The 19,896-nt window shown below is 63.6% G+C and carries 17 protein-coding genes; 6 read left to right on the top strand and 11 right to left on the bottom strand.

Annotated features, from left to right (window positions below; genetic code table 11):
• Window positions 1-17 precede the first annotated feature (17 nt).
• Both XnspCFBP7698_RS18670 and XnspCFBP7698_RS18665 read left to right on the top strand, forming a co-directional pair.
• The gene (locus XnspCFBP7698_RS18670) at window positions 18-440 is read left to right on the top strand and encodes a F0F1 ATP synthase subunit epsilon (RefSeq protein ID WP_005992065.1); all 423 of its coding nucleotides are present in this window, start codon (window positions 18-20) and stop codon (window positions 438-440) included.
• A 266-nt stretch (window positions 441-706) separates the two neighbouring features.
• Window positions 707-1,294 carry a chorismate mutase gene (locus XnspCFBP7698_RS18665; RefSeq protein WP_104579460.1) on the top strand — a complete coding sequence of 196 codons (588 nt, stop codon included), beginning with the start codon at window positions 707-709 and terminating at the stop codon, window positions 1,292-1,294.
• 408 nt (window positions 1,295-1,702) lie between these two features.
• Here the strand turns inward: XnspCFBP7698_RS18665 and XnspCFBP7698_RS18660 are convergent, their stop codons facing one another.
• Entirely contained in the window at window positions 1,703-2,086 is a 384-nt protein-coding gene (locus XnspCFBP7698_RS18660) for a GtrA family protein (protein ID WP_047692945.1), read from the bottom strand.
• 145 nt (window positions 2,087-2,231) lie between these two features.
• Between XnspCFBP7698_RS18660 and glmU the strand changes: the two genes are divergently transcribed.
• Window positions 2,232-3,596, top strand: a complete 1,365-nt coding sequence (gene glmU / locus XnspCFBP7698_RS18655; RefSeq protein WP_104579459.1) for a bifunctional UDP-N-acetylglucosamine diphosphorylase/glucosamine-1-phosphate N-acetyltransferase GlmU — start codon at window positions 2,232-2,234, stop codon at window positions 3,594-3,596.
• Window positions 3,597-3,802: 206 nt separating this feature from the next.
• Here glmU and XnspCFBP7698_RS18650 read toward each other — a convergent pair whose 3' ends face one another.
• From XnspCFBP7698_RS18650 to XnspCFBP7698_RS18620, 7 genes are all read right to left on the bottom strand, one after another.
• Window positions 3,803-5,149: a HAMP domain-containing sensor histidine kinase gene (locus XnspCFBP7698_RS18650; protein WP_039409248.1), complete on the bottom strand. Its 1,347-nt coding sequence runs from the start codon at window positions 5,147-5,149 to the stop codon at window positions 3,803-3,805.
• Window positions 5,150-5,157: 8 nt separating this feature from the next.
• Window positions 5,158-6,501 carry a sigma-54 dependent transcriptional regulator gene (locus XnspCFBP7698_RS18645; RefSeq protein ID WP_104579458.1) on the bottom strand — a complete coding sequence of 448 codons (1,344 nt, stop codon included), beginning with the start codon at window positions 6,499-6,501 and terminating at the stop codon, window positions 5,158-5,160.
• Between the two features lie 150 nt (window positions 6,502-6,651).
• A complete protein-coding gene (locus tag XnspCFBP7698_RS18640; RefSeq protein WP_104579722.1) occupies window positions 6,652-6,999 on the bottom strand; it encodes a hypothetical protein in 348 nt (115 codons plus the stop codon).
• A gap of 199 nt (window positions 7,000-7,198) precedes the next feature.
• On the bottom strand, window positions 7,199-8,431 hold the full coding sequence (locus XnspCFBP7698_RS18635) for an FtsX-like permease family protein (protein ID WP_047692948.1): 1,233 nt from the start codon (window positions 8,429-8,431) through the stop codon (window positions 7,199-7,201).
• A 55-nt stretch (window positions 8,432-8,486) separates the two neighbouring features.
• Complete coding sequence (locus tag XnspCFBP7698_RS18630; RefSeq protein WP_104579457.1) at window positions 8,487-9,788, bottom strand: ABC transporter permease; 1,302 nt, start codon at window positions 9,786-9,788, stop codon at window positions 8,487-8,489.
• Between the two features lie 11 nt (window positions 9,789-9,799).
• Entirely contained in the window at window positions 9,800-10,519 is a 720-nt protein-coding gene (locus tag XnspCFBP7698_RS18625; protein ID WP_047692950.1) for an ABC transporter ATP-binding protein, read from the bottom strand.
• 48 nt (window positions 10,520-10,567) lie between these two features.
• Window positions 10,568-11,839, bottom strand: a complete 1,272-nt coding sequence (locus tag XnspCFBP7698_RS18620) for an efflux RND transporter periplasmic adaptor subunit (RefSeq protein WP_104579456.1) — start codon at window positions 11,837-11,839, stop codon at window positions 10,568-10,570.
• Between the two features lie 205 nt (window positions 11,840-12,044).
• Between XnspCFBP7698_RS18620 and glmS the strand changes: the two genes are divergently transcribed.
• From glmS to XnspCFBP7698_RS18605, 3 genes are all read left to right on the top strand, one after another.
• Window positions 12,045-13,874, top strand: coding sequence for a glutamine--fructose-6-phosphate transaminase (isomerizing) (glmS, locus tag XnspCFBP7698_RS18615; protein ID WP_104579455.1), 1,830 nt, complete (start codon window positions 12,045-12,047; stop codon window positions 13,872-13,874).
• Between the two features lie 391 nt (window positions 13,875-14,265).
• Window positions 14,266-14,739, top strand: coding sequence for a hypothetical protein (locus XnspCFBP7698_RS18610; protein ID WP_039564281.1), 474 nt, complete (start codon window positions 14,266-14,268; stop codon window positions 14,737-14,739).
• Between the two features lie 234 nt (window positions 14,740-14,973).
• Complete coding sequence (locus tag XnspCFBP7698_RS18605) at window positions 14,974-16,119, top strand: hypothetical protein (protein WP_104579454.1); 1,146 nt, start codon at window positions 14,974-14,976, stop codon at window positions 16,117-16,119.
• Between the two features lie 134 nt (window positions 16,120-16,253).
• On the opposite strand, the gene XnspCFBP7698_RS18600 is transcribed toward XnspCFBP7698_RS18605, so the two are convergent.
• The 3 genes from XnspCFBP7698_RS18600 to gloA all read right to left on the bottom strand — a co-directional run bounded on the left by XnspCFBP7698_RS18600 (window position 16,254) and on the right by gloA (window position 19,846).
• Window positions 16,254-18,155, bottom strand: coding sequence for a peptidoglycan-binding protein (locus tag XnspCFBP7698_RS18600; RefSeq protein WP_104579721.1), 1,902 nt, complete (start codon window positions 18,153-18,155; stop codon window positions 16,254-16,256).
• A gap of 72 nt (window positions 18,156-18,227) precedes the next feature.
• A complete protein-coding gene (locus XnspCFBP7698_RS18595; RefSeq protein WP_047692993.1) occupies window positions 18,228-18,989 on the bottom strand; it encodes a hypothetical protein in 762 nt (253 codons plus the stop codon).
• 332 nt (window positions 18,990-19,321) lie between these two features.
• Window positions 19,322-19,846, bottom strand: a complete 525-nt coding sequence (gene gloA, locus XnspCFBP7698_RS18590; RefSeq protein WP_104579453.1) for a lactoylglutathione lyase — start codon at window positions 19,844-19,846, stop codon at window positions 19,322-19,324.
• Between the last annotated feature and the right edge of the window lie 50 nt (window positions 19,847-19,896).

Below are 19,896 nucleotides of genomic sequence, written 5' to 3'. Positions count from 1 at the left end.
TCACAAGGTGAGGCACCATGAGCACTATCCGTTGCGACATCGTCAGCGCCGAGAAGGAGATCTTCCACGGTGAGGCGACGCTGGTCGTGGCTACCGGCGAGCTGGGCGAGCTGGGCATTGCGCCCAAGCACGCACCGCTGATCACCCGCCTGAAGCCGGGCAAGGTGGTGGTCACCACCGCCAGTGGCGAACAGCTGGACTTCGCCATTTCCGGCGGCATCCTGGAAGTGCAGCCGCAGGTGGTGACCGTGCTGGTCGACACCGCGGTGCGTGCGCAGGACATCGACGAGGCCGCCGTCCGCAAGGTCAAGGAAGAAGCCGAGCGGCTGCTGGCCAACCGTGGCGACACGGTGGACGTGGCCCAGGCGCAGCGTCAGCTGGCCGAGGCGACGGTGCAGTTGCAGGCGCTCGAACGCCTGCGCCGTAATCTCAAGCACTGAGCGCTTGCCTGGCCCGTCAAGGGTCAGGCAACGCGATGCCCGTGTACTGCCGCACCCAGGTGTGGACTGCAAACGCCGACCTCCGTGTCGGCGTTTTCGTTTCTGGAGCCGCGGTTGCGGGACAGCACGCCATGTTCTGTGGGTAACAGGCACACTGCGCGCTTGCGCCGTGGTGCGATGCGGGATGCGCCGTTACGACGGTTTGTGTGCCTTGGTTGACGTCTGCGCGTCATCGCCGCAGCCGACCTGTCGTGGAGGATCGTTACATGACCCACTGGGTGAATGGCTTCCGTCGTTACGTCATGACCGGCATGCTGACGGCCGCACTGCTGGGGTGCGCGTGGCCGGCGCGCAGCCAGCCGTCGCTGGACCCGCTGCTGGACCGCATCGTGGCGCGCAATGCCATCGGCGATGCCGTGGCGTTGAGCAAGTGGGACAGCGGCAAGCCGGTACTGGACCAGACGCGCGAAGCCGCAGTGTTGCTGAGCGTGCGCGATCAGGCGTCCCACCATGGGCTGGAGCCCGATGACGCGGTGCGTTTTTTTGCCGCGCAGATCGAGGCCAACAAGGCGGTGCAATATGCACTACTGAATCGCTGGCACGAGCGCGGCCGCGCGCCGGATACCGCCCGGCCGGATCTGGCCGCGTTGCGCGCGCGACTGGACCAGCTGCAGGGCGAGTTGCTCGATGCACTGGCCGCCGCAGGTCCCGCACGCGCGGCGCGCGAGTGCCCGGCCGACACCGCGCGCGCGGCCGCGCGCTATGCCGCGCAATGGCAACTGGACGCACTGCATCGCGCGGCACTGGTGCGCAGCCTGGGCGACTTCTGCCAGCAGGTGGGCAACAAGACCTAGCGGGCGGCAATTCGGCACGATGGGCTCGATGCAGGCGAGCAGACGATTCAGGGCGTGTGTGGGTCTATGCGCTTGCAGCGTGTGCGGGAACGAGTGACCGTATCTGCGGTCAGGCGGATAACCGCGCGGTCAGCGATTGGCCGCGTAGTCCGGCGACCTGTGGGTGACACGGTTGTGTACCAATAGCGTCCAACGACGGCGAAGCCGGGTTCGTGCGCGGTCGTCAGCCTGAGGGTGCGCCGCTGCGCGGGCGTCTGCGACGGGAAAAGCGGGGGTTTGAACGACATGCCTGTCGCATGGCGGCTGTTCGCCAGCGCTCCCCAGGCGAAGGCAGGCGCAGTGTGCAGGACAGGTCGCGCCGGCGCGGAGCGTTTGATGCGCCCGGTCGCCGTGATCGCTTGCCTGGCCTCAGCGATACACCACGTGCCGGCCCAAAAAGAACGACACGATTGCCAGCCCGCCTTCGACCAGCGGTTTGGCCAGCCAGGCCTGACGCAGGCCGACCAGATCGACGGTGACCGACAGCAGCCAGGTGCTGATCAGCGTCAGCGCCAGCCACATCACCGCAAAGCGTCGAAAACGCTGCCAGCCGAGGCGTGCATCGCCTTGCCGGGCAAAGGTGTAGCGGCCGTTGAGCCAGAAGCCGAGCACCGCACCGCTGATGCGCCCGAGCAGATTGGCCGGCACCGCAGGCATGCCGGCGGCGGTGGCCGCGATGAAGATGCCGCAATCCACCGCCAACTGCAGCGCGCCAATGAGGATGAACTGGCTGCCTTGGCGGAACAGGCTCATGCGGACCGAAGAGGAAGAAAGGGCGCCCATCCTAGCGGTCGCCGCGCTTAACGGTGTGTCATTGCCTGCCGATCCTCTGTGACGGGCACGCCGTGTTGCACCGCTGCGACTAGAATTTACGCATCTATTGCCTCGGGAACTGTTGATGACCCTGCCTTTGCACGTTGTGATCCTGGCCGCAGGCGAGGGCAAGCGCATGCGCTCGTCGCTGCCCAAGGTGCTGCAGCCGCTGGCGGGCCAGCCGATGCTGGCGCACGTGATCGCCACCGCACGCCAGCTGCAGCCGGCGGCGATCCATATCGTGTACGGGCACGGCGGCGACCAGGTGCGGGACGCATTCGCTGCGCAGCAGGATCTGCAATGGGCCGAGCAGCGCGAGCAACTGGGCACCGGCCACGCAGTGCAGCAGGCAATGGATGCGATTCCGGATGCGGCCACGGTGCTGGTGCTGTACGGCGATGTTCCGCTGATCCGCAGCGAGAGCCTGCTGCAGCTGCTGCACGCGCCGGGGCGCATGGCGGTGCTGGTCGCCGAACTCGCCAACCCCACCGGTTATGGACGCATCCTGCGCGATGCCGAAGGCAAGGTGGCAGCGATCGTCGAGCAGAAGGATGCCAGCGAGGAGCAGCGCCGTATCCGCACCATCAATACCGGCATCCTCACCGCCGAATCCACCGCGTTGCGCCGTTGGCTGGGTGGCCTGTCCAACGACAACGCGCAGGGCGAGTTCTATCTGACCGATGTGTTTGCCAGCGCGGCCAGCGATTTCACGCCGGCCGACATGGTCTACGTGGCCGACCCGCAGGATGTGGAGGGCGCCAACGACCCCTGGCAGCTGGCCCAGCTGGAGCGTGCGTGGCAGACACGGGCGACGCGGGCGCTATGCCTGCAGGGCGTGCGCATGGCCGACCCTGCGCGCGTGGAGCAGCGCGGCAGCGTGCAGGTGGGCCGCGATGTGCAGCTGGATATCGATGTGATTCTGGAAGGCGATGTGACCCTGGGCGATGGTGTGGTGATCGGTCCGTTCGTCCGGTTGCGCGACGTGAACCTGGGCGCGGGTACGCAGGTGCGCGCGCACTGCGACCTGGAAGGCGTGGTCACCGAAGGTGCGGTGCTGGTGGGCCCGTTCGCACGGCTGCGCCCCGGCACCGTGCTTGCCGATGGCGTGCATATCGGCAATTTCGTCGAGACCAAGAAGGTCACAATGGGCGTGGGCAGCAAGGCCAATCACCTCACCTATCTGGGCGATGCGGTCATCGGCAGCAAGGTCAACATCGGTGCCGGCACCATCACCTGCAACTACGATGGCGTGAACAAATCGCAGACCACCATCGGCGATGGTGCCTTTGTCGGTTCCAACAGCGCGTTGGTGGCACCGATCGAGATCGGCGCCAATGCGACCATCGGCGCGGGGTCGGTGATCACGCGCGACGCACCGCCGGGCCAGCTCAGTGTGTCGCGTCCGCGGCAGACCGTGATCGAAGGCTGGGAGCGGCCCGGCAAAAAGTAGGCCGCCCTGCTGGCGGACAATACAGTGCGCTGCGGCCCTAGATCGACTGCGTAGGAGCGCACCCGGGCGCGACTGACAATGCCGGGAAGCCTGTCGCGCCCGGGTGCGCTCCTACAGCTGCACGACGGCGTTCTGATGCGGACGGTCTGATGCAACGATGACGCGTGCTGATCCTAGGCGCTACCAGGCGTGGACGGAGTGCTGCTTCATGCGGCCAATGGCAGCAATAGGGTCACACACAGCCCGCCATGCGCGCGGTTGTGCAGCGAAATGCGCCCGCCGTGCGCTTCGGCGATTTCGCGGGTCAGTGCGAGCCCCAGGCCGGTGCCGTTGCGCTTGGTCGAGTAAAACGGCATCAGCGCATTGTGCAGCACCGCTTCGTTCATACCATTGCCGCGGTCGAGCACTTCGATGCGCAGCCATTGCGGCACGCGGCTTACGCGCACGGCGACCTCGCTATTGGCCGGCTGCGCTTCGCTGCAGGCTTCGTGCGCGTTCTTGAGCAGGTTGAGCAGCGCCTGTTCGACCTGGGCGGCATCGATGCGGCTGCTGACATCGCTGAGGTCGCCCTGCAACTGGAACGGGATCTGTTGCCGCAAGCGTTCCAGAAATGGTTCCCAGGCGATTGTCTGCAGCTGCGGCTGCGGCAGCTTTGCGAACCGTGCATAGCCGCGGATAAACCCTTCCAGATGGCGCGCGCGTTCTTCGATGGTTTCGAACACCGTGCCCAGGCGGTCGGTGCGTTCGCGGCGCAGCAGCTCGGCGCCGGAATGCGCCAGCGAGGCGATCGGCGCCAGCGAGTTGTTCAATTCGTGGCTGATGACGCGGATGACCTTCTTCCAGGTCTGCACTTCCTGCCGGCGCAGCTCGGTGGTCAGGGTGCGGATCAACAACAGTTCGTGGCCGCGCCCATTGAGGTGGAAGCTGCGCCGCGACAGGTGGTAGATCTGCTCATCGTCTTCGTCGTCACCCTCTTCGCGTACCGCAAACAGGCAGTCGCCACCGCGGGCCAGGGCATCGCGCAATTCGCCCGGCATGCGCTCCAGCACATCGTCCAGATGCTGGCCTTCGAGCTTGCGCCCGCCATGCAGCAGTTTGCGTGCGGCATTGTTGGAAAAACCGATCCGTCGCAGGCCATCGCCGCCGGCCACCACCAGCAGCATCGCGACCGGCGTGTTCTGCAGCATGGTGTCGAGCATCAGTTCGCGTTGCACCAGGTCGCGGCGTTGCGCACGCAGCACATCGCCGAGTTCGGCATGCGCCTGCACCAATTGCGCCAGTTCGTCATTGCCGCGCCAGTGGACACCGAAGTTGTATTCGCCATCGCGGTAACTGCTGGTGGTGCCGGCCAGCGCCCGAAACAGCGAGCGCATCGGCGCGGTGGCGCGGCGCAGGCTCCACCACATGGCCGACAGCAGCGCCACGGCCGAGACCAGGGCTACCTCCCAGCTACGGTCCAGCCAGTACGCGATCAACCAGGGCAGGGCAGCGGCCAGCGCGAGTACCGGCAACAGCCGCAAGAACAAGCCAAGGGTGAAGGAGCGATTCCACATGCGATGGCTCATTCGGCAGTGATGCCGTAGCGGTCCATGCGCCGGTACAGTGCCTGCCGGCTCAGGCCCAGCTCGGCGGCCGCTTGTGCAATCACGCCTTGCGCGCGGGCCAGCGCCTGTTCGATGCGCGCGCGATCGGGCTCGCCGGCCACTGCAGCCACCGGGCGCGGTGCGGGCGCGCGTGGCAGATTCAGATCGCCGGCCTCGATGCGCGCGCCCTGCGCAAGCAGTGCGGCACGTTGCAGCACGTTGCGCAGCTCGCGCACATTGCCCGGCCAGGCGTGCCGCTGCAACGCGTCGCGCGCCTGTGTGGACAAGGGCTTTTCGCCGGCGAGAAAGTGATCGGCCAGTGGACCGATGTCGCCTGGCCGCTCGGCCAGTGCCGGCAGTGCGATCTCCACCGTGTTGAGGCGGTAGTACAGGTCCTCACGAAAGCCGCCCTCGCGGATCATGCCCTGCAGATCGGCATTGGTCGCGCTGATGACGCGTACCTTGGTGTGGCGCTCGCGGTTGGAGCCCAGGCGTTCGTAACGGCCGGTTTCCAGCACGCGCAGCAGTTTCATCTGCCCCGCCAGCGGCAGGTTGCCGATTTCATCCAGGAATAAGGTGCCGCCGTCGGCCGCCTCGAACTTGCCTTCGCGCGCCTTGTTGGCGCCGGTGTACGCACCAGCCTCGGCACCGAACAGTTCCGCTTCGATCAGCTCGCCTGGCAAGGCGCCGCAATTGAGGGCGATGAACGGCCCCTGCCTGACGGCGGAATTGGCCTGGATGATCTCGGCGATCTTCTCCTTGCCGCTGCCGTTGGGGCCGGTGATGAGCACCGGAAGATTCGAGCGTGCCACCTGGCAGGCGAGCGCAATGGCGCGCTCGCTGACCGGGTCGGCGAAGACCGCGCCGCGCAGGTCATAGCGCTGGGTGAGTTGCTCGCGGCCGCGATACTCGCGCTCGCGGCGGCGCTGCAGCTCGCGCCGCGCTTCGGACAGCTCCAGCAGGTTGTTGACCGTGGTCAGCAGCTTGGTGTCGTCCCAGGGCTTGGCGATGTAATCGGCCGCACCGGCCTTGACCAGGCCCACCGCGCTGCCCAGATGGGTCCAGGCGGTGAGCAGGATCACCGGCAGGTCCGGGTGACGCTGGCGGAGTTGGCTAAACAGCGCCTCGCCTTCCTCGCCGGAGGTGGTGTCAGCGGTGAAGTTCATGTCCTGGATCACCAGGTCGAACACCTGCTCGTCCAGCAGCGCCAATCCGGCCTGCGGCGAATGCGCATGCCGTGCCTCGATGTCGTGCAACGAGAACAGCACCTCCAACGCAGTGGCCACGGCGGTGTTGTCGTCGATGATCAGGATGTGCGGCATCGCGGTGCTCAGGAAGGCGCGGGAAGAGGGATCGACACAGAATACTGTGCAGGACGGTGCTGCAAATGCGTCGCTTGTCGGAGCGTGATTTGCAGGGGATAGCAATGCCGACGGACTCGACCGTGCGCGCGATGGAGACTTGGCCGCTTGTCAGCCGGACGTGGGCGGCGAAGGAGCCCTCGGCGGGAGGAGTGGCGCGTACGCTGCTACGGCCCAGGTCAGGCGCACCTGGACGCCGTCGCGTAGCACGTGCACTTCGATCGGGGCGTTTGCAGCGGCACGCAGTGCGGCGATCAGCTGGGCGACGCTGGTGATCTGGGTACGCCCTGCCGTGCGTAGCCGGTCGCCACGGTGTAACTGCAGCGCCAGTGCCGCGCTGGCCTTTGTCACCAGCAATCCGTCGCCGGTCGAGACGAGTTCCAGGACCTGTTCGTTACGTCGCCAGTCCAGCCGCGTGTCTTCGATGACGAGGACATCGCGGGTCGAGGTGGTTGGCACGGAGGTCGCCTGCGTTGCGGCACTGGCCTGCCCGGCGTGCAATAGGCAAGAGACTGTCAGCAGGATCAGCGCCGGTGTTGCAACAAAGGGATGCATGGAATGTGTCCCGATCAGTGAAGTTGCCGCACGTGCGGGCGATGGCAAGGAGGCGCCGACGCTTCGTCCCGTCCAACTCGCAGCAAGAAAGAGGCGTCGTTGATCATGCACTGCGAGTGGCGACAGCCGGTGGCACTGCAGCCGCACGGCGCGCGGGCCAGAATACCGCCACCTGCCCAAGCGTCCACAACAGCAAGGCGCCGATCGGCAGGTAGATCGCCGGCAGCCGCGGCAATTCGTAGCGTGCCATCAGCCACACGTTGATCGAGTAGGCCATGAGCATGCCGAGCACGATGCCGATCGAGGCGAGCAGGAAATTCTCCATCTGGAAGTAGCGCAGGATCTGGCTACGCGTTGCACCCAGCGCACGGCGGATGCCGATCTGCTTGGTGCGCTGCTGCACCCAGAAGCTGGCAAGACCGACGATGCCCAGCGCAGTGACGATCAGTAGCGCGATGCAGACTGCGCCAAGCAACCAGATCATGGCGCGATCGTTCTCGAAATAATCCGCGCGGATTTCGCTATAAGTCTCCTGTTTCAGGACCAGCCGACTATTGTCCAATTTCATCAGCGCTGCGACGGCAGATTGCAAGACCTCTGCCCGACGCGTTGGATCGGTGACGCGGATGATGTATTGGCCTGCGGTGTAATCGATGCGCAGCGGCAGCAACATCGAGTAATTACTCTGATCAACACCGGCTGCGGTATTGTTGGTGGGGCGTGCCAGTGTCTGCACGATGCCGATGATGTGTAGTGCAGTATCGCCTGCGTAAACGGTCTTTCCCAATGCAGTTTGGGCGGGGAATAGCTTGTTGGCCATGTGCTGCGTAATGATCATCGAAAGGCCTTTCTCATCGATGGACCTGTCCTTGTTGGCCTGCGACACATCCATGAATTCGCCTGCGGTGAAATCGCGCCCTGCCAGCAATTGCAGACCAAGCGTGCCAAGCGTGCCTTCGCTGACCATGTATTGTGCGGCATTGAGTGTCGGGCGCTCTTGTTCTCGAGTAAGAGAGACACTGCTGTTCCATGAGTAATGAACAAACGGAATCTGATTGATGACGGCCGCGCTGCGGACACCAGGCAGGTTGCGGAGTGCTGCCAGATCTTCACGCGTGCGCGCTTCTGCATTGACCTGGGTGCCGATACCCCCAAGCTGGATGCTGACCAGTTCCGATTCGGCAATGCCACTGGGCTGCTGCAGCGTTTCGATGCGGTTGCCGATCAAAAACAGGGAATTGCAGATAATCGCGCAGGCAAGTGCTATTTCGAGCACGATCAATGCCGCTGCGGTCTTGTGACGGCGCAACGTGGAAACGATAGGGCGAATGTCCATGGGCGGTACCTTCGGATAAGAGGCCGTGCCCGCCTTAGCGCGGCGGGCCTGGTGATCAGGACGCTTTGAGCTGTAGCGCGGGGGCAACCTGGATGGCACGCCAGGACGGCAGTAAGCCTGCCAGCAGGCTGGCAGACAGCGCCAGTGCGAAGGTCAGCAGCAGCATGGTCGGATCCAGATGTGCCAGCTCGGCGTAGTCGACGGCTTGTTGGCGTACCGCCCACAATCCCAACAATGCCAGCCCCAGCCCCGCAATGCCGCCTGCAAGTCCGATGGTGCCGGCTTCGACCAGGCATTGCGCAAAGATGGCACCGCGCGATGCGCCCAGTGCGCGACGCACGCCGATCTCGCCACTGCGGCGCAGGAACTTGGCGAGCAACAAACCAACGGTATTGAGCAGGCACACCAGCAGGAAGCCCATTGCCAGCCACAACTGCAGGCGCACGTCACCGGGAACCACCTCTTTATAGTCCAGCCACTCCATCACGTTGCGCAGGCGGGTGTTGTTCGGGCGCTGGAAACGTCCGGCAGCGCGTTGTTGATCGGAGTAGTTGTCCAGGTAGGCCTTGTAGTCACCAGCCTTCGCCGGGCTTTCCAGCTCTGCCCAATACTGCATCCAGGTGCAGGACGCGTTGAGCGCGGTTTGATCGCTATTGTCGTTCTTGCCAAAGCAATTCATGCCGCCGTAATGGTCCATCTTCAGATCGATCGCCACCGAGAACGGCAGGTACACCTGTTCGTCTGAGCCGTAGCTATTGCTGAGGTCATAGAAGCGCGGATTGACATTCCATTCATTGAGTACGCCAACAATGCGGAAAGTGCTCTTGTCCATGCGCAAATCGCGACCGACGCTGTTGCTCCCGTCGAACAATTTGTCGTTGAGTTTCTTGGTAATGACTGCAACGCGTTCGTGTTTTTCGTCGCTGCCGGCCGACCAGCCCTGTCCGTACAGGAATGGTGTTTCGAACATCGGGAAGAAATCTGCCGAGGTAAAGCGAGCTTCCGACTTGAATGCGCTGATGCCCTTCTTGTCTGGCTCGATGGCCACTTGCCCGCCGGTCATCAGTGCCTGGCGGTTGGCACGTTTTTCACGTAATAGCGCCTCGGCATCAAAGCGGGTTACTTGATCATCCGGCTCTTCGCCTGGCTGAAAACCGGCTTTGGGTTGTGGGTCGACCAGCACGTTGAACAGCCGGTCGCTCTTCTGCGGAATCGGATCGCCTGACAACACGTAGAACACCGTCAACGTGGTCATGCTGGCGCCGATGCCCAGCGCGATGGCCAGCACCATCAGGGCGGTGAGCACCTTGTTGCGGCGGAAGCTGCGGAGCGCCAGAGTGAAGTAATAGCCGAACATGGGCGGGCTCCTTAGTCGGCCAGGGTTGCAGCGGCGCTGGGCGCGCGCATCAGGCTGGGGTTGCGTTCCAGATCGGTGGCCTGGCCGTCGACGATGTGCACGTTGCGCTGGGCGCGCGCGGCCAGTTCCGGGTCGTGGGTGACCATGACGATGGTGGTGCCCTGGCTGTTGATCTCTTCTAGCAGTTCCATCACCCCGCGCGCCATTTGCGAATCGAGGTTGCCGGTGGGTTCGTCGGCCAGCAGCAGGCGTGGGCTGCCGGCCAGTGCGCGCGCGATTGCGGCGCGCTGCTGCTGGCCGCCGGACAGTTCGGTGGGGTAATGCTTCAGGCGCGAGCCCAGGCCGACCTTGGTCAGTGCTTCTTCGATGCGCTGCTTGCGCTCGGCCGCGGCCATGCCGCGATAGCGCAGCGGCACATCGACGTTGTCGAACAGGTTGAGGTCGGGAATCAGGTTGAAGCCTTGAAAGATGAAGCCGATCTTCTGATTACGCAGGCGCGAGCGCGCATTGTCGGAGAGATGGCTGACGTCTTCGCCATCCAGCAGATACTGCCCGCTGGTGAAGGTTTCCAGCAGCCCGGCCAGGTTGAGGAAGGTGGTCTTGCCCGAGCCGGAGGGGCCGGTGACCGCGACGAATTCGCCTTCGCGTACATGCAGGTCCAGCGAGCGCAGCGCGTGCGTTTCCACCTGTTCGGTGCGGAAGACCTTGGAGACTGCTTGCATCTTGAGCATTGCCGATTCCTTTGCGAAGAGAGAGTGCGACGAGGTGGAATGACTGAATCAGTGGACGGTGACGCGCGGCGCATCGCCGAAGTTGTCTGCGCCGGACACCACCACACGGTCGCCAGCCTGCAGCCCGGACAGCACCTGCACTTCGCCCAGGCTGCTGACGCCCATGCGCACGGGGCGGCGCACCGCGGTGTTGCCATCCATCACATAGGCGTAGCTGCCGCCGGATTGTTCGACGAAGGGGCCGCGCTCGACCTTGAGCACGTTGCGGCGCGTGTCCATCACCACGCGTGCGCTCATGCGCTGGCTCTGGCGCAGGCCCGGCGGCTGCTTGTCGGTGAAGCGGATGCGCGCGGTGACCTCGCCGTTGACCACTTCCGGCGACACCGCCGAGATGGCGCCGGGGAACGGTTCGCCGCTGCCGCTGGTGAGCTGGGCCGGCATGCCGATCGCGAGATCGCGCGCGAAGCTTTCCGGCACCTTGATCTCGACTTCGAACTTGGACAGATCCACCACGCCCAGGATCGGTGCGTTCGCGGCGACCTGGGTGTGCTGCACGGCCTGCACCTGACCGACCTGGCCATCGAACGGCGACAGCAGCGTGAGGGCGTCCACCTGGCGCTGCACCTCGGCCACCACCGCGCGTTGGCGGTCGGCCAGCAGGCGCTTGTTGCGCGAATCCAGATCTGCGCCCTGGCTCTTCAGCGCCGCATCGCGCTGGGCGTGCTGCAGGTCGATGTCGGTCTTCTTCAAGGTGTCCTGCGCCTTGGCCAGCTCCACCTGCGGCACCGCACCGCCATCGTAGCCGCGCTGATAGCGCTCCAGGTCGCGTGCGGCGGCCTGCTTGTCGATCCGGGCCTGGTCGGTGAGCTTGCTGGCGTTGGCGCGCGCCAGCGTGGCATCCAGGGCAGCACGGCTGGATTCGGCCTCCAGGCCGGCCAGCGTGGCCTGCTCCTGCGCCAGCTTGCTGCGCAGCTCCGGGCTGTCGATGCGCGCCAGCTCCTGGCCCTGCTTGACCACATCGCCGGCGACCACGCTCAGCGTTACCGTGCCGGCGGAGATGGCGTAGAGCACGGGGCTGTTGGCGGCGATCACCCGGCCGTCGGCGGCGATGTCGCGTACCAGGTCGCCCTGGCTGACCGTGGCGATGCGTACCCGGCTGGCGTCGAACGAGCGGCTGCCGGCGCTCCATGCAGTGACCGCCCAGCCAATACCGGCCAACACGGCGACCGCCGCGATGCCGGGCCATAGCCAGCGGCGCCACGGCGTGCCCCGGCTGGGGGTGCTGAGAACCTGGTCCTGGGCAGAGGTGTCACGAATCATGGTCGGCGGGCTCGGTGGCGTCACGATGACAAAGCAGGACGCGTGCCAACCGGCAAGTGGCTGAAATTCTTGCACTTTAGGGTCGCAGCGCAGGTGTCCGCAGTGTCCGCGGACACCTGCGCGGACACGCTGTCCGGGGACGGTCATGCAGTGGACAAGAGCGGACACGCTAAAATGCCGGTCTTCTTCCTAAAGAGCTGTCCATATGTGCGGCATTGTCGGAGCGATCGCCGGGCGCGATGTGGTCCCGGTCCTGATCGAAGGACTCAAGCGGCTGGAATACCGCGGCTACGATTCCTCCGGCATTGCGGTGCTCGATGGCGACCAGGTGCGCAGGGTGCGCCGTACCGGCCGCGTGGCCGAAATGGCCCAGGCCGCGCAAGCCGAACAGTTCGGCGCCACGTTGGGCATCGGCCACACGCGCTGGGCCACGCATGGCGGTGTCACCGAAGCCAACGCGCACCCGCATATCAGCGCCGGCGTGGCGCTGGTGCACAACGGCATCATCGAAAACCACGAAGCGCAGCGCGAAAAACTGCGCGCGCTGGGCTACACCTTCGAGTCGCAGACCGACACCGAGGTCATCGCGCATCTGATCCATCACCATCTGGGCAGCGCGGGCGACCTGCTGACCGCGCTGCAGCGCACCGTCAAGGAGCTCACCGGTGCCTACGCGCTGGCGGTGATGAGCCAGGCCGAGCCGGAACGGTTTGTCTGCGCGCGCATGGGCTGCCCGTTGCTGATCGGGGTGGGCGAGGGCGAGAACTTCGTCGCCTCCGATGTGTCGGCCATCGTGCAGGCCACCCGCCAGGTGATCTTCCTCGAAGAAGGCGACACTGCCGAACTGCGTCGCGATGGCGTGCGCATCTTCGATGGCAACGACGCGCCGGTCGAGCGCCCGTTGCACCTGTCGGACGTGTCGTTGGCGTCGCTGGAGTTGGGCCCGTTCCGCCATTTCATGCAGAAGGAAATCCACGAGCAGCCGCGTGCGCTGGCCGACACCATCGAAGCGGCCATCGATGCCAAGGGCTTTCCGGCGTCGCTGTTCGGTGCCAACGCGGAAGCGGTGTTGCGCGACATCGAAGGCGTGCAGATCCTGGCCTGCGGCACCAGCTACTACGCCGGCATGACTGCGCGCTACTGGATCGAAGCCATCGCCGGCCTGCCGTGCAGCGTGGAAATCGCCAGCGAATACCGCTACCGCGCCGCGTATGCCAACCCCAAGCATCTGATCGTCACCATCTCGCAGTCCGGCGAAACGCTGGACACGATGGAAGCACTGAAATACGCCAAATCGCTGGGGCATCTGCATACGTTGTCGATCTGCAACGTGCCCGAAAGCGCGATCCCGCGCGCCAGCGAACTGGTCTGCTATACGCGCGCCGGCGCCGAGATCGGCGTGGCCTCGACCAAGGCGTTCACCACGCAACTGGCGGTGCTGTTCCAGCTCACCATGGTGCTGGGCAAGCTGCAAGGCCGCATCAGCGAGGCCGAAGAAGCCGATTATCTGGAGCAGCTGCGTTTCCTGCCGGGCAGCGTGCAGCACGCCTTGAATCTGGAGCCGCAGATCATGGCCTGGGCCGAGCGGTTTTCGGCGAAGGAAAATGCGTTGTTCCTCGGTCGCGGCCTGCATTACCCGATCGCGCTGGAAGGCGCGCTCAAGCTCAAGGAAATCTCCTATATCCATGCCGAAGCGTATCCGGCTGGCGAGTTGAAGCACGGCCCGCTGGCACTGGTGGACGCAGCGATGCCGGTGGTGGTGATCGCACCGAACGACCGCCTGCTGGAGAAGGTCAAATCCAACATGCAGGAAGTGCGCGCACGTGGCGGTGAGCTGTTCGTGTTCGCCGACCAGGACAGCCACTTCAGCGAGTCCGAAGGCGTGCATGTCATCCGCACGCCACGCCACGCCGGCGTGCTGTCGCCGGTGATCCACACCATCCCGGTGCAGCTGCTGGCGTATCACACCGCCCTGGCACGCGGCACCGATGTGGACAAGCCGCGCAATCTGGCCAAGTCGGTGACGGTGGAGTAAGCGCGCGAGCGGGACGACCGCGCCCGCCGTCAGGCAGGCGCGGCAAGTGCGTTGATTCTGCTTGGCCTGTACCACGCGAATACGGTGCCTGCCTGCCGCCAGTGCCGGCCTCAGGCCGATGATTTGCGTGCCTTAGCCACATCGCGCCGCTGCACCGAAGCGTGAGCTGGCAGCCATGGTGCAACGGCGGTGCGCAGCCAGGCCGCGTGGATGCCTCATTGCTGCTACGCAAGAGATAGCGGCGATCGTCGTCCTCGGGCAGCCAGGCGGCAGGCCGCCATCAAGTCGGCTGCGTGTAACGCCACTTAGCAGCCGCGCTCCGAGGCTGCCAACGCTTTGGCCCAGGTTATGCATAAGCTTCTTGCGAGGGTCACACCACGCAGGAGGACGTATGCACGAGTCTTTCAAACAGGGGGCGCCAGCGGAATTGTGGCAGGCGTTGGTGCGCGAGGCGGGGCAGCGGATCGCACGTCCGCTGGACGAGTCGCGTGAGCATTATCTGGTGTTTGTTTTGTTGCGTTTCCAGCGCGATGCGCATCTGCTGTCGCGCACGCAGGCACTGGCATGGTTGCATGCGCAGGATCAGGTCGGCAGCGTACGGGCCGATGCATTACGCGATGTGGGCGACGGATGTCTGCTGATTGCAGGCCTGTTCCCGGGTGTGGCGCAGCGCCGTCGGCTGAGTGTGGACTACTTCATCGACCTGGGGCGCGGCGCATATTCTGAAGTAGCCGACACCCGCTACAGCGATGCAGGACTGTTCGCACAACTGGCCGGCAGCTATCGCGAGCTGGTGCGCACACTCGCTGCATTGCGCACGCCACACGATTGGCAACCGAGCGCTGGCGGGATCTTGCATGCGTAACCAGTGAACGTGCGCAGGGGCGGTCCCCACATCGGCGTCGGGACCGCCCCGACTGCGATGGCTGCCTCGTGCGGGCACACTATCCCTGCAGGACGATCTGCGGGTGCGCTGTGCCATTACCTGTCGATTCGAACCCTGCAGTGTTGGAAGCCATCGCGTGCAAGCGTTGGTGCATCGGTCGCGCTGCATGGGGGACATGCAGCGCGTCGCAGTCATCCATAGGGACAGGGATCCATGAAGACGTGTATCGCGGCGGTGCTGTTGGCACTGCCTGGGCTTGCCGTTGCGCAAGATCTGCCGCCGGGCTATGCCGGTCAGGGTGGAATGACGCTGCAGGAAATCGACCCTGCCATCTATGCGTATCACTACGACCACGGGTTCGTAGGCGAAGATGCGATGGGTTGGGACCCTGCGCTGCAATTTGCCTGGTCGCGTATCGCCGCCGCCAAGGTCTGCGCACAGCAAACGCCATCTGATGCAGTGATCGGCAAGCTGGTGGAGCGGTACGGCAAGGATGCCGATGTGCACCAGATCAGCGGTATCGGCTTTCATGAAGCGCAGATGCGTGCAGCTGGGACGTTTTGTACGCCTGCGCGCGTGACCGAAGCCACGGCAGTGGGGCCTGCGTTTGCAGGCGGTGATTTCTCTGCGGCAACTGCCTATGCGGCGGCGGCTGAAGCGGGGACGATTGTGGTTGCGGCAGCCGAAGGGCAGCCATCGTCACAAACGCAAGCCGATGCAGATGTCGTCATTGCAGCATCGGCTGACTGGGCCCTGCAGCTGCCGTTGCATGCCAGCATGCGCGTAGGCTCCAACGGGCTGCCCAATGGCGATGAAATATTGCGCGTGGTTCGTCGCGGGCATACCGGGGCGGTGGTGGGATTGCAGATCGCCACCAGCTTGTTTGCGCGTGGGGGCGTGGTCTCGGCCTTCAACAAGGGACAGTTGAAAGGCGAGAAGATGGAAGGTGTAGGCAATCCGGGTTATCAATTGCAGCGCGATGCGGTCAACGCGCACTTGAAGACCTATTTCACCGGGCATCCGACTGCGCTGCCGGTGGATCCGTTTCCATTGCAGGTGCTGATGTCCGACTGGCTGCTGGTGTATCAGAGCCTGGCCGATACCAAATCGCCCTACGAGTTGCGCTATGCAGTGACGATCGGCGGGGAACGCACCGGCCTTCTCAAGCGCAAGGCGAGCCCGGTCAGCATGGACTGTACGCCGACACCGCGGACTGCTTCTCTGGAGCAGTGGGAAGCCAACGATTACGCATTGGTCAAAGAGGCCGCAAAAGCCTACAGCGACGAATGCGCAGCGAAATTCGCCGAGCGGTTGCCGCAGTGGTTCCCCGATAGAGAGGCTGTTGCAACGTCCAATTGAACGGCCGGATCTGTCGACGCCGGACATCGGGCACCCGATGTGCTCTGACACGAATTACGCTAAACATATCGCTAAACCACAAGGGGCACTGATCCATCGATCAGTGCCCCTTGTGTCTTTCCATTGCAGAGCGATCAGCCTACGCTGCGCGCCTGGTTGCGTTGCTGCTCGTGCTGATCTTGCGCCTGCGTATGCGATTGCGCTTCCTGCCGCACGGCATTGCTGCTTTGCTCCAGGGGACGTTCCGCAGCGGTTGCCTTGTCGGTGTAGATCCGCTGATGCGCCGGGTCGCTCGGCTGGCCCTGTACGGCAAACAGGCCGCTGCCATCCTTGCTTTGCGCCACCATGTCGATTCGCTGCAGGCCACTGACTTTTGCTTCGAAGGTCATGTGGCCGGCAGCGTTCACCAACTGCTGCCGGTTGGCGAATGCATTTGGACCCAGTTGTTCCAGCTTGCTGACAGCCTGGTTGAATAGCGGGTGGTCGGGGTTGGTTTTCTCCGAGAGCAGCGGTGTTTTTTCTGCCTGCTTCAGCGCATTGAGCGTATCGCGGCCAACCACGCCATCGTCCTGTAGCCCGTGTGCACGCTGGAACGCCTTGACTGCCTCGCCCGTCCGCTGGCCATAGGCGCTGTCGGCTTTGAGTTCATTGCCGTTGGCGTCCTTGTAGCCCAGCTGTTGCAAGGTTTGCTGCAATTTTTGAACATCGGCACCGTGGGCCTTCTCGCGCAGCACGCCGGAGGTTTCGGCCGCAGCTTGTGCATGCGCGGGCTTGTGCGCGTTGCTGTCGTGCGACTGCTGCTTGGTCTGGCTGCGGTCCTGCAGCAACTCGCGCGCCTCGGAGAGCGGGTCGCTGGCATAGAGCTTGACGCCCTTGTCGTGCTTGCGCTCAAGGTAGGTATCCAGCGAGCTGAGTTCGACACCCTCGCCACCGCGGGACTGGCTGATCTTGAGCTCGCCATCCTTGGGGTCGCGCACCACCATGGTGATGTGGTCGATGCCCTTGTAACGCCCCTTGTCCCAACTCTGCGGGCCATTGTCCTCGCCGATGATCATGCCTTCTTTGAGATTCTGGGCAGTGACGTCTTTGCCTTGGATCAGAACTCCAGAGCGCTCCTGCGCTTTTTCCACGATCATCGCCGCGCCGTCAATTGCCAGCTTGAATTGATCGCCCTTACCGAACACGGTATGCCCAGCCTTTTCGTTGATCTCCTTCATGGTTGCGTTCTGCATGGTGGCAACCCAGCCAGAACAATCAACATAACCCTGTTCCGGGTGCTTCCCGTCCACACCTGCATGTTTGCCGCTCATAGCGTATTTGACGTGATCGTACTTCTCTGTCAAATCATAGGCAGCGCTTAGTGCGATAGCCCCCTTATGCTGTGTTTGTGCGGGCGTGCCCTGGGCCTGCGTCGGTGCACGTGAAGGTGCATCGTTAATCGGTTCAATTCCTTTTTCGGGAATGCGAATACGATCAAACTTGGTATCCCAGTATTGCCTGAACGTTTGTGCCATTTCCCTGTCGGCTAGGCGTTTAAACGCGTCGTATTCGACTCCAGTCACTTCCTTCAAGTCTTCTCTGGAGACATTGTTGATGATCTTCGCGCGAGTATCGGGACGGATGAATTCGCCGCGTGTGATAGCCGACTGGATTGAACGATAGCCGTCCGCACCCTGCTGGTGCGCCATGTATAAGTCCATTCCATCGGGCTGCTCTTTGCCCGACAGATATGGCATGCCGTTGCTTCCATGGCGGTTTACCAGGATGCGGCGGTTGTCCTGATAAAGTTGTGCAGCGGCATCGGTGTTAGCGACCGCATCCAGCTCACGGCCCCTGATGCCGTATTGCTCAGCCGTTTCTGGTACGAACTGGAATAAACCCTTGGCGCTATTGGGGCCGCGCGATGCCAGTTCATTAAACTGGCCGCCAGTTTCAATATATGCGAACCGCATGAAGTCGTCGCGCGGAATATCGCGCTGCTGAGCTTCACGTTCGATGATGTCCAGTACTTCAGCGCGGTTGTAGTCACGTGCCATCGCGTTCTCCATGCGATTGAGGCGGCAACAGATGCTGCCGCGTTAAGTCGACCTGAGCCAATCCATTGGCCCTTACCGGGAGGTCGACCGGTAGGTTTTCTGCGACGTATCGTAAAGATATTCGGTTACCGTGTCACCCTGGTCGGCTGCTCCAGGAATGCTTACCCGCAACAGGGGCATGTCGCTACCATCTTGCGGCACGATCGCAAGCGTGCCGGTGATGTCGATGCAAGGGATGGATCCCGGAGAGTCCGGTCCGCAACTTGCATCGTTATTGGAGCCAGCCTCGAGCGTTGCCAGGTAGCGCCACACATTTTCATCGGTTTTCGTCAGTTCATGCGGATTGAATAGCAGTATCTCGATCGTCCGCATACGGACCCCCGAAACCAGATACCAGGTGGGTAACGCCAGTAGCATGTCGCCCGAGGGTGTGATCCATGTCTGGGGCCTGCGCTCAGTATCTATCTCGTTGCCTTTTTCGCTACCCCCGAATTCACCAATGTAGGGTTCTACGCCTAGCAGCTTCCACGGGGACTTGCTGCCCGGCTCGCTGGCCACAAACGTGGCGTGAGCAAGTGTCACCTTGGTACCAGGGGCAGCGTAGTGATTCTCGCGCTCTGCGCCGTAGCGTTCGGGCGTTTCCCATGCAAAGCCGGTGTAATAACGCGTACCGCCAAGTTCGAACTGGAAGCCGTACCAGTAATTGATCCAGCTGCCATTGGCGACCTCGTAAGAGGTTGCGCCGTCGCCGTCCACGTTGCTGATGAAATACAGCACGCTATCGGGTCGCGGCGGCTGCACTTGCTGGGTCGATCCCTGGGTTGCGTCCTGCATGGGAGATGCTTCCTTGTCTGCGGATTTAGGGGTGGTGGCTCTGGCCGTGTCGGCAGTGGCCGTCTTTGGAGCCGTAGCGTCTGGCGCCGCCGGCTTGCACGCGGCGATCGTTGCTAGCGCAAGGATCAGTGGAATCTTCCTGACGAGCATTGGGGTGCATCCATTGCGGAGGGCGGCGAAAGTCTACTCCAGCCCGCCGTTGTGTCCAGTCGTCGCGCCGCGCCTGGTGGTGCCGGCTTTCCGCCGTGGCGTGGGACCTTGGGGCGGGATGGGAGGAGTGTTCATGTCTACTCCCATCCGCTGAAACGTCAGGGTTGCCGAGCGTGCCGCTCTTAGGCCCGCGGCGTATTGGAAATGATCTCTACCCAGTATCCGTCCGGGTCCTTGATGAAGGCCAGGTGCTTCATGCGGCCGTCTTCCAGGCGCTTTTGATACGGCACCTCGAGGCTGTCGAAGCGTGCGCAGGCGGCGTGGATGTCCGGCACCGAGATGCAGATATGGCCGAAGCCGCGTGGGTCGCTGTTGCCGTCGTGATACACGGGACCGTCTTCGGTTTCGGTGCCGTGGTTGTGGGTCAGTTCGAGCACGCCGGGGATGCCGGCCATCCACAGGCGACGCTGTGCGTCGTCATCGGGAATGGCAGTGTCTTGCGGCAACAACGCGAGAAAGTACAGGCTGAATTTCGCTTCAGCGTAGTGACGTGCATCCAGCAGGCGGAAGCCGAGCACGCGCGTGTAGAAGTCCAGCGAGCGCGGCGCGTCCTTGATGCGCAGCATGGTGTGGTTGAACACGAAGCCGTGGGTCTGTGCCGGCGCTGCACTGGCACCGGGAACATGCTGCAGATCGGTCAAAGGCATGGTGATCTCCTCTTGAAAGTTGAGTGCGCAGGGTGAGCGCCGGGCGGCGA

Origin of the sequence: Xanthomonas sp. CFBP 7698 (genome assembly GCF_003600855.1) — a bacterium.
In the GTDB taxonomy this organism is placed as follows: domain Bacteria; phylum Pseudomonadota; class Gammaproteobacteria; order Xanthomonadales; family Xanthomonadaceae; genus Xanthomonas; species Xanthomonas cannabis.
This window is presented reverse-complemented; position numbering and strand designations above follow the sequence as displayed.

Coding starts and splice junctions, on each gene's coding strand:
- XnspCFBP7698_RS18630 (WP_104579457.1), bottom strand. CDS start 9,788: ATGTTCGGCTATTACTTCACTCTGGCGCTCCGCAGCTTCCGCCGCAAC.
- XnspCFBP7698_RS18595 (WP_047692993.1), bottom strand. CDS start 18,989: ATGCAGGACGCAACCCAGGGATCGACCCAGCAAGTGCAGCCGCCGCGA.
- XnspCFBP7698_RS18665 (WP_104579460.1), top strand. CDS start 707: ATGACCCACTGGGTGAATGGCTTCCGTCGTTACGTCATGACCGGCATG.
- XnspCFBP7698_RS18635 (WP_047692948.1), bottom strand. CDS start 8,431: ATGGACATTCGCCCTATCGTTTCCACGTTGCGCCGTCACAAGACCGCA.
- XnspCFBP7698_RS18625 (WP_047692950.1), bottom strand. CDS start 10,519: ATGCTCAAGATGCAAGCAGTCTCCAAGGTCTTCCGCACCGAACAGGTG.
- XnspCFBP7698_RS18650 (WP_039409248.1), bottom strand. CDS start 5,149: ATGTGGAATCGCTCCTTCACCCTTGGCTTGTTCTTGCGGCTGTTGCCG.
- XnspCFBP7698_RS18610 (WP_039564281.1), top strand. CDS start 14,266: ATGCACGAGTCTTTCAAACAGGGGGCGCCAGCGGAATTGTGGCAGGCG.
- XnspCFBP7698_RS18600 (WP_104579721.1), bottom strand. CDS start 18,155: ATGGCACGTGACTACAACCGCGCTGAAGTACTGGACATCATCGAACGT.
- XnspCFBP7698_RS18670 (WP_005992065.1), top strand. CDS start 18: ATGAGCACTATCCGTTGCGACATCGTCAGCGCCGAGAAGGAGATCTTC.
- gloA (WP_104579453.1), bottom strand. CDS start 19,846: ATGCCTTTGACCGATCTGCAGCATGTTCCCGGTGCCAGTGCAGCGCCG.
- glmU (WP_104579459.1), top strand. CDS start 2,232: ATGACCCTGCCTTTGCACGTTGTGATCCTGGCCGCAGGCGAGGGCAAG.
- XnspCFBP7698_RS18645 (WP_104579458.1), bottom strand. CDS start 6,501: ATGCCGCACATCCTGATCATCGACGACAACACCGCCGTGGCCACTGCG.
- XnspCFBP7698_RS18605 (WP_104579454.1), top strand. CDS start 14,974: ATGAAGACGTGTATCGCGGCGGTGCTGTTGGCACTGCCTGGGCTTGCC.
- glmS (WP_104579455.1), top strand. CDS start 12,045: ATGTGCGGCATTGTCGGAGCGATCGCCGGGCGCGATGTGGTCCCGGTC.
- XnspCFBP7698_RS18660 (WP_047692945.1), bottom strand. CDS start 2,086: ATGAGCCTGTTCCGCCAAGGCAGCCAGTTCATCCTCATTGGCGCGCTG.
- XnspCFBP7698_RS18620 (WP_104579456.1), bottom strand. CDS start 11,839: ATGATTCGTGACACCTCTGCCCAGGACCAGGTTCTCAGCACCCCCAGC.